We start from the raw sequence: 12,535 nt of genomic DNA on the forward strand, positions 1-12,535 counted from the left end.
CCTTGACCCAGCAGTCCGGTCAACCTCAGGCACGTTCAGCCGAACCGGAAACGCAGCCGGGCATGCCCATGGAAATCCTGGGCATGTACCTCTTCATCGCCAGCGAACTCATCATCTTCATCACGCTGCTGTTCATCCTGTTCTGGCTACGGTCCGGTCTTGTGGCGGACTGGCCCCCGCCCGACCAGCCTCGCCTGCCCATCGGGATCACGGGCATAAACACCGTGTTTCTTCTGGTGAGCGGTTACTCCATGCACCGGGCGTACCGGGCCGTGAAGCGGAACGCGTCCCGCCAGTTGACGCGTTGGCTGATGGTCACGTGCGTGCTGGGCGTCGTATTCCTCACGGTGCAGGGGTTCGAATGGATCCGGCTGATTCAGTTCGGGTTGAGCATGACCTCGAGCCTGTACGGCGCCATGTTCTACACGATCATCGGGCTGCATGCCGTCCACGTGCTCGCAACCGTCCTCGTACTGTTATACCTCTGGGTCCGGTCCTCCGCCGGCGCATACACCCGGGAAAAGCACACCGGCGTGGTGCTGGGCTACATGTTCTGGCTCTTCGTCGTCCTCATCTGGCCCATCCTCTACGTACTGGTCTACCTGGTGTGAAGCACGCAACTGAACGTGAATGGACCGGTCGACATCGAGCGTGCTCCTAACGGCTCAGCGTCGTCAGCATCCCTTCGACGTTTCCAAGACGACCATTCATGTCGTGCATTTCTTTTCTAATGTCATGAATTTCGTTTCTCACGTCACCTATCTCATTTCTTACGCCCGCAACGTCCATTCGCACGGAACTTATCTCTTTCTTCAACTCGTTTCGCAGCTCTTCTCTACCGTTCTTTGCTTCCCGCCAGAAGAAAATAAAAGCACTCAACATGACGGCCGGTGTAATCACCAGTTGTGCGACTTCCATTTGCGCCCTCCATTTCGACTTCGCCTGCGTGTATTGATCTACTCCATTGGATGTTGTCTTCGGCAGTCCGCCTGACGGACCCTGCAATCCGCCTGGTGTGTGGAATGCCCTTAACTAAAAGAAGAGTAGAAATACCTCGCTGCGACCTCGAACTTAAATTCAACTCCGTCACCCAAAGTCAGAAGTCCGCAATGGAAGTCAGGTAGTCGAAGCTCTGGCGGGCGGCGTCTTCGGGTTCCATGAGCTCGGCAAAGGCCTGGTGCACGGTCACGTAGCCTTCGTATCCGATCTCTTCGAGCGTCCGCATGATGACGGGAAAGTCGATCCCGCCCGTTTCCTGTAGGGGCACCGGATCGTGGGGCGCGGGACCTCGCACCCAGGTGTTCAGGGTCATGGACCCATTGGGGTTCAGCCGGTGATTCTGCAGGTAGACGTTGAAGAGCCAGGGCTCGAACCGCCTGATCGTTTCCGGTCCGTAGTCCTGGCCGCACAGGTCCAGATTGGCCGGTTCATAGATGATGCCGAAGTTCTCGCGTCCCACCTGCTTCAACATGGAGACGGACTCCTCCACGGTTTCGAACAGGCTGCGGGTGTGGGACTGATGGGCAAGCCGGATATCCCGCTCGGCCGCCTCGTCCGAAGCCCACCGCGCCCAGGCGATGTCCTCCTCCGTCTTCATGCCAATCCGAATCAGGTCGGCGTCCAGCAATTCGGCCAGGTCCAGGTAGGGCGTGATGTTCCGGAGGGCGTCCGGGGCGTGTTCGTCGTTCGCGGGTATGGGGATGTCTCCCGTAATCATGGAAACGGGCAGACCCCGATCGTCGAGTACCTTCCGAACCGCGGTGATCTGTTCAAGCGGCGACTTTATGCCTGCCTGGGACGCCCGCATGCACATGGCGGAGTATCCGATCTCCCGGGCAAGGTCGGCCAGGTGCTCCATGGACCGGTTGGCTTCTTCCTTATTCAAGACGGATTCGGCGACCCGTACGGACAACGAGAGTTCCATGATCGAGAACCTTTTCATGTTGAAGGGTGACGTGGCTAAACCTGCGGTCTAACGCAGCTGCACTTCGGAACCGCCCGGCAATTCGTGGCCAGCACAGGCCAGCACCTGGGCGGTGAAACGATACGTGAGGCCCCAGAGCACGGGGCCTTCGCCATCGAGGAGATCGATGGCGCATACTTCCCTTGCTCCCCATTCGCCCTCGACCGTGGTCGTAACGTACCGGTTTTCATCCATCAGATCGGCGAGCGGGAGCCAGAACGCGTTTCGTATCTCGTGGTTGAGGGTCGGATCGGACCCGTTCGCCAGGTAGAACACGAAACCGGCGACGTGCACCTTGCCGAGATGGGTCGCCTGGTCGTCGAGGCGGCAGACGAAATCCGCATAGTCGAGATCGATAGCCGTTTCTTCCCGCGTTTCCCGGATGGCCGTGTGCCGCGGGCTTACATCGGAAGCATCGATCTTCCCACCGGGAAAGCTGACATGGCCGGACCAGGGATCGCCCTTCCGTTGCGCACGCTGGAGGAAGAGCAATTCCGTTCCTCCAACCGCTGCGCGGAGAAGGACCGCAACGGCCGCCGTTAGCGCGCCGGATTCAGGATCGAGCAGCCTGCTGCGCCTGTTTCGCAGCTTTTCGACCAGGTTTTCTGCCTGCATCAAAGCACCGTCCAGGACCGGGCGAACACGACCTGGTTGCGCGGATGATCGGCCCGCTGGCCGGGACGCCTGTTTCCCAGGTTGGCATCGATGACCGGCCGGTTCTCCGCGCTGCACGCGGAATCGTCGATAACCATACCGTCCTCGTAAAACGTGATACCCAATGCTTCACGGACGCGGCCCGACGTGTTGGCCCGCGCGCCATGAACGACCCAGTGACTGTGCAGGGTCGCGTCGCCAGCGGGAATCTCCTCTTCCACGACCGGAATCCGGTTCGATCGGACATAGTCGTCGAAGAACGACTCCGATGCGCGGTGTATCCCCCTGGGACCAATGACGCCATCCCGGTGCGTACCGCTGGCGAATCGTGGCGGGCCCATGTCGATCGTGGTATCCACGAGGGGGATCCACATGGTCAGCACGTGGTCCGAGCGCAGCGGCCAGTGTGGACCGTCCTGGTGCCATGGCGTGATCCAGCTTTCGGGTTCCTTGAACATGGCCTTATCGTAGTAGATGCGGACCGCGTCCACGCCCATCAGGTCGGCCGCGATCCGTCCGAGCCGCGGCGATTGGATGAACCGCGCGACGACCTCGTGCGCCTCCCTCAGGTTGAACGTCTGCATAAAGACCTGGGAGAAGTCGTCTTCCGTGCGGTCGGCCATCCTGGCTGTCCCGGCGAACCGATCGGAAGTGACCGACCTAAGCGCCCCGCGAAAGGCCGCGATCTCTTCCTTTGTACAGATGCCCCGAAGATGCACATGACCGTTTTCACGGTACCGCCGCACGTGTTCCGCGGACAGAGGGTACGGTGACGCATGTCCACCAACCTTGGTGCGATCAACCGCAGTCATGGCAGTAGATCCTTTCGACCGGCTTGATACCCCAACCGGGACACCTCAACCGGGACGTTCCGACCGGGACACCTTAACGGAGACGTTCCAACCCGGTCCGGGCACCGGTCAACTAACAGACAGCAACCTGGATGTCAAGGGGTTTGGGCCGTCACTGGGGGCGCGGAAGGTCGGTCTAGTGATCTGAAACCGGGGACGTTTTTCACGCATTTGACGTTTACCGGAGAACACGCTGCGTCCATTCGATTGGTCCCCGCCCGGTCCCCGCCCTTGACAGGTCGTGCCGGTTAATCTTTATTTGGAAGGACGCGGCGGGACTGCTTGAACGTCATGGGTCCGCCGCGATTACCGTTTATGAAGGCCGTCTGGCGTAACACGGATAGTGAAGCCGGATGGCCAGGCCTGGAGCACGCCATGGAAGAGAACGGCCCGATCCTCGAATTCGAAAAACCGATCTACGAGCTCGAGAAGCGCATAGAGGAAATGAGGAACTATGCGGTGACCGAGAACCTCGACGCCCTGGCCGACGAGATCCAGCGCCTGGAAGAGGAAGTGGCCCGCCAGCGGCGGAAGACCTATTCCAACCTGACCCGGTGGCAGCGCGTGCTCATCGCCCGCCATCCGAACCGACCCCACACGCTCGACTACATCAACGGGATGATGGAGGATTTCGTCGAACTGCACGGCGACCGGTCCTTCGGGGACGACAAGGCCATGGTCACCGGACTGGCGAAGATGGATGGCCGGTCCATCGCCGTTGTAGGTCATCAGAAGGGGAAGAACACGAAGGAAAACGTGATGCGCAACTTCGGCATGGCCGGTCCCGAAGGATACCGCAAGGCCCTGCGCATCATGAAACTGGCCGAGAAGTTCGACATGCCGGTCCTGTCCCTCGTCGACACGCCCGGGGCCTATCCCGGCGCGGGCGCGGAAGAGCGGGGCCAGGCCGAAGCCATCGCCCGGAACATCTACGAGATGGGCCGCCTCCTCGTGCCGATTATCGTCATGGTGATCGGCGAAGGCGCCAGCGGCGGCGCCCTGGGCATCGGCGTGGGCGACCGGGTCATCATGATGGAGAACGCCTGGTATTCGGTCATCAGCCCCGAACCCTGTTCCACCATCCTGTGGAAGGATCAGGAGAAGGCGGCTGCCCGCAAGGCCGATTGCGCGGAGGCCCTGCGGCTTTCGGCTACCGACCTGCTCCAGTTCGGCGTCATCGACGAAATCGTGCCCGAACCCTTCGGTGGCGCGCACCGCGACCACGAAACGGCCATTTCGAACGTCAGAAAATCCATCCTCAAGGCGTTGCACGAGGCGGGCGCACAGTCCGTCGAGGAACGCCTGGAAGCCCGGCTGGAGAAGTACAGCAGCATGGGCGCCTTCGATGTAGCACCTGCCGCGGACGACCCGTCGTAAGTCGGAACCCGGGAGCGGGATTCTTGCTAAATGCCATCACAGGCGGCTCGATCATCAACGGGAAGGGCGCGGCGCCCATTCCCGACGGGCTGATCCTCGTGGACGGCAACCGGATCCAGGCCGTCGGTTCCCGCGACAGCCTTTCCATTCCCGGCGACGCAGAGGTCGTCGACCTCGGCACGGCCACGCTGCTTCCCGGCCTTATCGATACCCACGTACATCTCGTCATGAACGCGCGGGAGGACTGCGTCACCTCCCTGGCGCACAAGAGCGCCGTGGAGTCCGTGGTCGAGGCCGCCGGGAACGCCCGACGGGCCTTGCGGGGCGGGGTGACGACCGTTCGGGACTGCGCCGACGTGTTCGGCGTGACGCTGACCCTGAAGCGGGCCATCGACAGGGGTCACCTGGACGGCCCGCGCATACTCGCCTGCGGCCTGCCCATTACCACGACGGCGGGGCACCTTAACTACATGGGGATCAGCGCGGACAGCACGGAGGAGGTGCTGAAGGCCGTGCGCACGGTGGTCTCCATGGGCGTGGACTGGGTCAAGGTCTGTGCCACCGGCGGGGGGCTGACTCCGGACAGCAACGTGCGCCGCGCCCAGTATTCGGCGGAGACCCTGACGGCTCTGGTTAAGGACGCCCATCGCCTGGGCAGGAGAGTCGCCGCCCACGCCCACGGGACCGAAGGCATTCTGAACTGCGCCATAGCGGGCACCGACAGCATCGAGCACTGTTCGTGGATGGGGGAGGAAGAGGGACACCGATACGATGAGGCGGCGGTCGACCTGATGCTGAAGAAGGGCCTTTACGTTAGCCACACCATCACCGGACCGAGGACCGGTTCGTCGGAAGAAGTTGATGATTTGATGAACAGCGAGTACGGCGAACGATACGCCTTGCTGCGGCGGACGCTGGAGGAAGGCGTCCGCATGGTCATCTCCAGCGACGCGGGTGTCCCGGACACCCGCTTCGAGGATTTCGGCGGGAGCCTCGTCATCGCCGTCAAGTGCTGCGGCTTCTCGCCCATGGGCGCCATCATCGCTTGCACCAGCCGGGCCGCCGAGATGCTGGGTATGGCCGACCGGGTCGGATCCCTGGAACCCGGCAGGTTTGCGGATATCCTTGCGGTCGATGGAGATCCGCTGCAGGACATCAGCGCCATCCGCCGGATCGTCGGCGTGTTCAAGGACGGCCGGCGGTTCGTGTGAACCGAAAGACGCGCCCGGGCGGCGGTGGGATGCTACGCGAGCGTACGAGGCCTCAGCGCACCCTGACCACTGAACCTTTCGAGACCGAACAGGCTCGTGTCGACGGGCGGCGCTTCGTCGAACAGCCGTGCGGCCAGGATCTCGCCCAGCACCGGGCCGAACTTGAACCCATGGCCCGAAAACCCTGCCGCCAGGACCACGTTCGCATGATCGGGATGACGGTCCAGGATGAAGTGGTAGTCCGCCGAGTTGGTGTACAGGCAGTGTTTCACCGCGACGGGATCCCGGGACAGGTGGGGACATCTGCGCCCGATGAATTCCCGCACCGCCGCAAGATTGGCGCCGTCCACGACTTCGGGGTCGTCCGCCTCGACGACCCGGCCGGTCCGGTGGCAGCCGGCCTTGACGCCCGGTACCCGCACCTGGGGCACGCAGTAGAAGGGATCGGGTGTGTGATAATCGATCACGTTGGGCATGGCGCCCGCTTCATGCGGGACCGATCCGGCCTGTGGAAAGTAGGCCAGCAATTCCCGCGTCACCACGAGGTCGACGTCGATCCCCAGCACGTTCAGCCACCGGTCCGACCAGCTGCCGGTTGCCAGCACGAGGCAGGCACCTGACCAGGTCCGTCCGTCCGTCGCCGTGACCTCGACGCGCCCGTCAGACGGGACGATCGAAGCGACTTTCGTCTCCGTAAGGGCGTCCACGCCGTCTTCCCGGACGCAGTCCCACAGACTCCGCACCACCTCGTCGGCGAAGAGCACCGCGCTGTCGGGTTGGTAGATGGCTTCGCTGTGCGGTGGCAGGCTTAGCTGGGGGAAACGGCGCGCAAAGGAAGGACTGGCCAGTCGTTCATAGGGGAGTTCGCAGTCCCTCAGTCGGGTCTCCAGCGTCTCCAGCACCTCCGCGCCGGCAGGCGCCAGGTTGCAGATGCCGGTCCGTCTGAACACCGGCCTTCCCAGGCGTTTCGCGAGATCCTCCCAGGCCCGGAAGGCGCGCGACGCCATTTCTACGTACACGTTCTCTTCGTAGTCGAAACGGATCATCCGGCTGTCGCCGTGCGAACTGCCGTGTTCGTGGACGGGTGCGTACCGTTCAAGCAGGAGGACGCTCAGCCCGCGGCGGACCAGCACGTAGGCCGTCGAGACGCCCACGACGCCTCCGCCGACCACGATCGCGTCGTAATGCACGGACTTTGCGGACCGCGGACTCACGACAGGCCCCTTGTCGCGCGGAGCAAGGTCTCCTGTACGAGCAGTTCGTGGGAAAGGGGACGGTCCGGCGGCTGCTCCCCGGAGATGGTCTTCAGGAAGGACGCCAGTTCGAGGTCGTACAGCGCCTGGCGGCTGCGGCCCGCAACGGGCACACGGGACTCGCCCGCGGGGTACCCTTCCCGGGATTCGGCCAGGACCAGCCGGATTTTCGTACCCGGTTCGAAGGGTTCGATGAGAATGGCGCTGCCCTCCGTTCCGTATACCTCGTAGCGGCGGGCGGGCGGAGACGGTTCCATGGCGGCGATATCTACGGTGGCCATGGCGTGCTCGTATTCAAACACCCCCAGGCCGTTATCCGCGAAAGCGGGGACTTCCCCTGTTTCGTTGCGCAGAAACGCGGTCACCCTGGACGGCCGGCCCAGGGTCCAGACCACCTGGTCGAGCATGTGGCCGGCCAGGTCGAAGAATATGCCTCCCCGGTGGGCGCTGATCACTTCGCGGGAAGAAACGGGGACGTTGGTCGACATGTGTGCCCGGATCGAAAACACGCTGCCCAGCGTGCCCGACCGGGCCCAGTCGGCGATCTTGCGGAACCCGTCGTGATACCGGAACATGTACCCCATCTGCACCTGCAGGTCCGCCTTTTCGGCAAGGCCGACCACCCGCTGCCAGCCTGGCCAGTCGTCGCCGGCGGGCTTGTCGTACCAGGCATGCTTGCCGGCGCGGACGATCTCCTCGGTCTGGACCAGGCTTTCGGCGTTGCGGCCTTCCGAAGCCACGGCAACGATAGCCGGATCACCCAGCATGTCCTCCACGTGGTCGAACCATCGAACGTCGGCATAGGGCCCGTCGGCATGCTCCAGAACGGACCTTCGCCCCGCATCCGGCTCATAGACCCCGACGCACTCGACATCGGGATGGGTCGACATGGATTGAAGCTTGCCGGCGGCATGCCCGTGACCGGTGCCGTACTGTGCCATGCGTATCGCCATTTGGGGTTCCTTTAGTCATGTGGAATCGTATCGTGCCGGTGTTTCCGGGAAGTAATCAACGGTCGTGGTATCGTCAAGCGAAATCGGATGGACATCAGGCTTGACAACAGGCTTGACATAAGATGCGGTTTCCGCTACGTTCGCTCCAATCTTTCCACAAACCGGGAGCCGAAGCGTGTCCCTGACCCAGGCACAGATCGACGAGTTCAGAGCGGCAGGATTTCTCAACGTCGGCCGCGTTTACAGTGATGAAGAAGCCGATACGTTGCGGGGTCGCCTCATGACGGTCATCGCGGGCACATCTCGCGGCAAGGCCGAGGCGGTTCGAAACATAGCCGGCGAGGAAATGGAGGCGGAACGGGACGTGGTGATTCAGGTGGTCAACACCTGGCAGGCGGACGTCGGATTCCGCGACCACCTCTACCACCCGGAGATCTGCCGCATGGCCTGCGAACTCATCGGTACCGACGTGCTGCGGGTGTGGCACGACCAGATCCAGTACAAGCCGCCCCGGCGCGGTGGGGCCACGGACTGGCACCAGGACCATCCCTACTGGCCGATCATCCAGCCCGCGGACCTGGTGAGCGCCTGGGTGGCCCTGGACGACGCCACCGTCGAGAACGGATGCATGCGCATGGTGCCGCGCAGTCATCATTGGGGACCCCACAAGGGCGGCACGATTGGGACGAACGAAGACGGCTTTACGCCGGAACCCGACCGGTCCCTCATCCCGGACGACGAAAAGATCGAGATCGTCCCCTGCGAGGTAAAAAAGGGCGAATGCATGTTCCACCACTGCCTGACCTGGCACGGCAGCCCGCCCAATCCGTCCGACAACGGCCGGCCGGCCATCGCTGTGCACTACATGCCCGGTTGGACGAGGTACCAGCCCACCCGGACCCATATCATGGAGCGCCGGGTCGACGTCGAACCCGGTGAATTGCTGACCGGCCATTACTTCCCCACTGTGTGGGATCACGGCCCGGTCGAACCGCCGGCGCACTGGTCCGAGGAAACTCCGAGCGGCGGACAACGCCGGGAAACGGGTTGAATCCGTGCCAGAAACATCGGAACTAGCCAGAAACGTCCACACCGCTTCCCGTCCTGGCGCACTGCGCATCACCGACCTGCGCACCGTGACGATCGGTGCGTCAACGATCATCAGGCTCGATACCAACCAGGACATCCACGGCCTTGGAGAGGTGCGGGACGGCGCCAGCAAGACCTACGCCCTGGCCCTCAAGTCGCGCGTCCTGGGCGAAAACCCCTGCGACGTCGACAGGATCTTCAGGAAGATCCGCCAGTTCGGCCACCACGCCCGGCAGGCCGGCGGCGTCTGCGCCATCGAGATGGCCCTCATGGACCTCGCGGGCAAGGCCTACGGCGTGCCGGCCTATCAACTCGCGGGCGGCAAATTCCGAGACCGCATTCGCATATACTGTGATACGACGTCGACCCCGGATGCCGAAGAGATGGGCCACCGCCTGAAGGAACGCATGGACCGGGGGTTCACCTTTCTGAAGATGGACGTGGGCATCGGGCTGCTGAAGGACATACCCGGTACCCTGTCGGCCCCTTCCGGGATGTTGGACACCCTGCACATCATGCATCCGTTCACGGGCATCCGGCTGACGGACAAAGGCATCGGCCTGCTGTCGGATTATGTCGCCGGGGTGCGGGACATTATCGGTTACGAGATCCCACTGGCCATCGACCACTTCGGGCACATCGGCGTGGAGGACTGTATCCGCCTGGGCAAGGCGCTGGACCGGTACAACCTGGCCTGGTACGAGGACATGGTTCCCTGGCAGTTCACCGAGCAGTACGTCCGCCTGCGCGACGCCTGCGACACGCCGATCTGCACGGGCGAGGACATCTACCTCCGGGAAGGGTTCATGGACCTTTTCGAAAACCGGGCCATTTCGGTGTGCCATCCCGATCTGGCCACTTCAGGCGGGATACTGGAAACCAAGAAGATCGGCGATACGGCCCAGGATTACGGCATCTCCATGGCCCTGCACATGTCCGCCATGCCCGTCGCCCAGATGGCCAGCGTGCACTGCGCCGCGGCCACGGAGAACTTCATCGCCCTGGAACACCACCACGTGGACGTGCCCTGGTGGGACGACCTGGTGTCCGGCCTGCCGAAGCCGGCGGTCCAGGACGGGTTCATGACGGTGCCGGACGCGCCGGGCCTGGGGATCGAACTGAACGAAGAGGCCATACGCGAGCACACAAGCGAGAAGGATCCCGGTTACTTCGAACCCACCGACGAGTGGAACGAGTTACGGTCTCACGACCGCCTGTGGAGCTAGGTGGATCGACCGCAGTTCCGAAGGAGCGAAACGATGTCCATACCCGTTGTCGGGGCCGCGCCCGAACCCTTTGAACCTGAACCCCGCCTGGCGCTCACCGAAGCGCAACGGCAACAGTTCGACGAAGACGGATTCATCCTGATCGACGACGCCCTCTCGCCGGACCATGTCGACCGGTTGATCGGCGTCGTCGACGCACTTTACGAAAAGCACCGCAAGGCGCATGGGACCTCTCCGGACGCCGCGTACCAGATCCGCAATGCTCTGGCCCACCACGAGGAGCTTTTCGCGTTGATCGAATACCGGAAGATCCTGCCGCTTGTCGTGGACGTCATGGGCGTCAACATCCAGATCCGTACGTCTCACGTGGACGTCCGGCCGCCTATGATAGACCACGTGGAGGGTGAGCTGGGGGTGGCGGGCGGATTCTTCCCCTGGCACTCCGACGCCCCCAACTACGGCTACCCGGTCACAAACGGCATCATCCCGTTCCTGGAGGTGAAGGTCGGGTACTACCTCACCGATCTCACCGAGCACAACAGCGGCGCCATCTGCGTGGTGCGCGGCAGTCATCTCTGTTCGCCCCGCCTGATTCACGATCCGGATTACCACATCGACCCAGAGGATATCGTCGAGGTGAACGTCCGTCCCGGGACGGCCATGGTCTGGCGCACGGCCCTGTGGCACTGCCTGACGCCCAACCTGTCCGACCACTCCCGGAAGTGCCTCTACTACGGTTACAATTACCGCTGGGCGCGACCCGGAGATTACGACCGCCAGGACGCCGAACTGCTGGCCCGGTGTACGCCGGTTCAGCGGCAGCTGCTGGGCTCCAATACCACGGAGGATGGCGTAGTCTACCAGGACGGCGACCCAGCCCATCCAGCTTCCAGGTACTGGCGCCCCGAACCCGGTGACGTACCCCTGGAAGCATGGGCGGAAGGACAGATGAAGAAAAAGAGAGCCAGGGAATGGAGGCGATGGAAGCGGAAGAACGCCCTGCCAGTCGGCGCTGTGGGTGCGCCATTGGCGCAGGGGGATCATCCTGGGCGTCCCGGAGCGAGCATGAAGTAGGCGAAGCAGGAGGCAGCCATGACCGAAGCCGAAATCTTCGAATTCGACCTCAACGGCTACATCATGTACCGGAACGTGCTGACCCCGGACCAGGTCGACCATATGAACGGGGTGCTCGATCAGCACCTCACCGATGAATCCTACAATTTCCGTTTCCTGGAACTCGACCCCATGTTCATGGAGGTCATGGCCCTGCCCCGGACGCTGAACATCCTGAAAACGATGATCGGTGGTTGGATGCGCCTGGACCACGCTTACGGGCTCCAGATGGATACACGCTCCGAGGAGCGGGGCGATGTCAGGCCAAACCTCCACGGCGGTCCGCTGGAAGACAACGGCGAACACCACTACCAGTGGTTCAACGGAAAGATGTACAACGGGCTGACTGTCGTCATGTATGCGCTCAAAGACGTCAACTCCGGCGACGGCGGCTTCATTTGCGTGCCGGGGAGCCACAAGACCAACATGGACTTCAAGCCGGCGGTGGACTCGCATATCGTCGTCAATCCAACCTTCAAGGCCGGCGATATGCTGATCTTCACGGAAGCGCTGGTCCACGGGACCGATACGTGGACTTCGCCTGACAGGCGGCGCTCACTGCTCTACAAATACTCGCCCGGACATTCCACGTGGGCCATACCGGAGAACTGGGAAAAGCTGCAGGCGCTCGCCGCCAACGACCTGCAGCGCGACCTGCTCAGAGCGCCCAGCATCGAGGGCCGGACGCCGGTGGAAATACCGGATGCGTGAGGAGACCCATGACCGAAGCCGAAATCTTCGAATTCGACCTTAACGGATACATCGTCTACAAGGACATGCTGACCCGCGGCCAGGTCGACCATATGAACGGGATCCTGAACGAACACATCCCCAATGAGACACAC

At 62.7% G+C, this 12,535-nt stretch carries 13 protein-coding genes; 7 read left to right on the forward strand and 6 right to left on the reverse strand.

The annotated features are described in order from the left end of the window. Positions 1 to 2 precede the first annotated feature (2 nt). Positions 3 to 611, forward strand: a complete 609-nt coding sequence (locus tag F4Y38_04465) for a heme-copper oxidase subunit III (protein ID MXY48539.1) — start codon at positions 3 to 5, stop codon at positions 609 to 611. 46 nt (positions 612 to 657) lie between these two features. Here the strand turns inward: F4Y38_04465 and F4Y38_04470 are convergent, their stop codons facing one another. From F4Y38_04470 to F4Y38_04485, 4 genes are all read right to left on the reverse strand, one after another. Then, entirely contained in the window at positions 658 to 918 is a 261-nt protein-coding gene (locus F4Y38_04470; GenBank protein MXY48540.1) for a hypothetical protein, read from the reverse strand. Positions 919 to 1,096: 178 nt separating this feature from the next. After that, positions 1,097 to 1,942 carry a sugar phosphate isomerase/epimerase gene (locus F4Y38_04475; GenBank protein MXY48541.1) on the reverse strand — a complete coding sequence of 282 codons (846 nt, stop codon included), beginning with the start codon at positions 1,940 to 1,942 and terminating at the stop codon, positions 1,097 to 1,099. 30 nt (positions 1,943 to 1,972) lie between these two features. Continuing rightward, positions 1,973 to 2,578, reverse strand: a complete 606-nt coding sequence (locus tag F4Y38_04480; protein MXY48542.1) for a CoA pyrophosphatase — start codon at positions 2,576 to 2,578, stop codon at positions 1,973 to 1,975. Next, complete coding sequence (locus F4Y38_04485) at positions 2,578 to 3,429, reverse strand: phytanoyl-CoA dioxygenase family protein (GenBank protein ID MXY48543.1); 852 nt, start codon at positions 3,427 to 3,429, stop codon at positions 2,578 to 2,580. The genes F4Y38_04480 and F4Y38_04485 overlap by 1 nt, the downstream gene beginning before the upstream one ends. Positions 3,430 to 3,843: 414 nt before the next feature. On the opposite strand from F4Y38_04485, the gene F4Y38_04490 reads away from it, so the two are divergent. Further along, positions 3,844 to 4,845 (forward strand): acetyl-CoA carboxylase carboxyltransferase subunit alpha, encoded by a 1,002-nt coding sequence (locus F4Y38_04490; protein MXY48544.1) that lies wholly within the window; start codon positions 3,844 to 3,846, stop codon positions 4,843 to 4,845. Between the two features lie 23 nt (positions 4,846 to 4,868). Then, the gene (locus F4Y38_04495) at positions 4,869 to 6,056 is read left to right on the forward strand and encodes an amidohydrolase family protein (protein MXY48545.1); all 1,188 of its coding nucleotides are present in this window, start codon (positions 4,869 to 4,871) and stop codon (positions 6,054 to 6,056) included. Positions 6,057 to 6,088: 32 nt separating this feature from the next. Here the strand turns inward: F4Y38_04495 and solA are convergent, their stop codons facing one another. Both solA and F4Y38_04505 read right to left on the reverse strand, forming a co-directional pair. Beyond that, positions 6,089 to 7,603: an N-methyl-L-tryptophan oxidase gene (solA, locus tag F4Y38_04500; GenBank protein MXY48546.1), complete on the reverse strand. Its 1,515-nt coding sequence runs from the start codon at positions 7,601 to 7,603 to the stop codon at positions 6,089 to 6,091. After that, the gene (locus F4Y38_04505) at positions 7,267 to 8,262 is read right to left on the reverse strand and encodes a Gfo/Idh/MocA family oxidoreductase (GenBank protein MXY48547.1); all 996 of its coding nucleotides are present in this window, start codon (positions 8,260 to 8,262) and stop codon (positions 7,267 to 7,269) included. The genes solA and F4Y38_04505 overlap by 337 nt, the downstream gene beginning before the upstream one ends. A gap of 175 nt (positions 8,263 to 8,437) precedes the next feature. On the opposite strand from F4Y38_04505, the gene F4Y38_04510 reads away from it, so the two are divergent. The 4 genes from F4Y38_04510 to F4Y38_04525 are packed head-to-tail and all read left to right on the forward strand — an operon-like array spanning position 8,438 to position 12,401. Further along, positions 8,438 to 9,313, forward strand: coding sequence for a phytanoyl-CoA dioxygenase family protein (locus F4Y38_04510; protein ID MXY48548.1), 876 nt, complete (start codon positions 8,438 to 8,440; stop codon positions 9,311 to 9,313). A gap of 4 nt (positions 9,314 to 9,317) precedes the next feature. Further along, positions 9,318 to 10,577, forward strand: a complete 1,260-nt coding sequence (locus tag F4Y38_04515; GenBank protein MXY48549.1) for a mandelate racemase/muconate lactonizing enzyme family protein — start codon at positions 9,318 to 9,320, stop codon at positions 10,575 to 10,577. Between the two features lie 33 nt (positions 10,578 to 10,610). Continuing rightward, positions 10,611 to 11,651, forward strand: a complete 1,041-nt coding sequence (locus F4Y38_04520) for a phytanoyl-CoA dioxygenase family protein (GenBank protein MXY48550.1) — start codon at positions 10,611 to 10,613, stop codon at positions 11,649 to 11,651. Positions 11,652 to 11,669: 18 nt separating this feature from the next. Next, on the forward strand, positions 11,670 to 12,401 hold the full coding sequence (locus F4Y38_04525) for a phytanoyl-CoA dioxygenase family protein (protein ID MXY48551.1): 732 nt from the start codon (positions 11,670 to 11,672) through the stop codon (positions 12,399 to 12,401). The last annotated feature ends 134 nt before the right edge of the window (positions 12,402 to 12,535 follow it).

It is taken from the genome of Gemmatimonadota bacterium, assembly GCA_009838645.1.
In the GTDB taxonomy this organism is placed as follows: domain Bacteria; phylum JAAXHH01; class JAAXHH01; order JAAXHH01; family JAAXHH01; genus JAAXHH01.

Coding starts and splice junctions, on each gene's coding strand:
- F4Y38_04470 (MXY48540.1), bottom strand. CDS start 918: ATGGAAGTCGCACAACTGGTGATTACACCGGCCGTCATGTTGAGTGCT.
- F4Y38_04475 (MXY48541.1), bottom strand. CDS start 1,942: ATGAAAAGGTTCTCGATCATGGAACTCTCGTTGTCCGTACGGGTCGCC.
- F4Y38_04480 (MXY48542.1), bottom strand. CDS start 2,578: ATGCAGGCAGAAAACCTGGTCGAAAAGCTGCGAAACAGGCGCAGCAGG.
- F4Y38_04485 (MXY48543.1), bottom strand. CDS start 3,429: ATGACTGCGGTTGATCGCACCAAGGTTGGTGGACATGCGTCACCGTAC.
- F4Y38_04490 (MXY48544.1), top strand. CDS start 3,844: ATGGAAGAGAACGGCCCGATCCTCGAATTCGAAAAACCGATCTACGAG.
- F4Y38_04505 (MXY48547.1), bottom strand. CDS start 8,262: ATGGCGATACGCATGGCACAGTACGGCACCGGTCACGGGCATGCCGCC.
- F4Y38_04520 (MXY48550.1), top strand. CDS start 10,611: ATGTCCATACCCGTTGTCGGGGCCGCGCCCGAACCCTTTGAACCTGAA.
- F4Y38_04525 (MXY48551.1), top strand. CDS start 11,670: ATGACCGAAGCCGAAATCTTCGAATTCGACCTCAACGGCTACATCATG.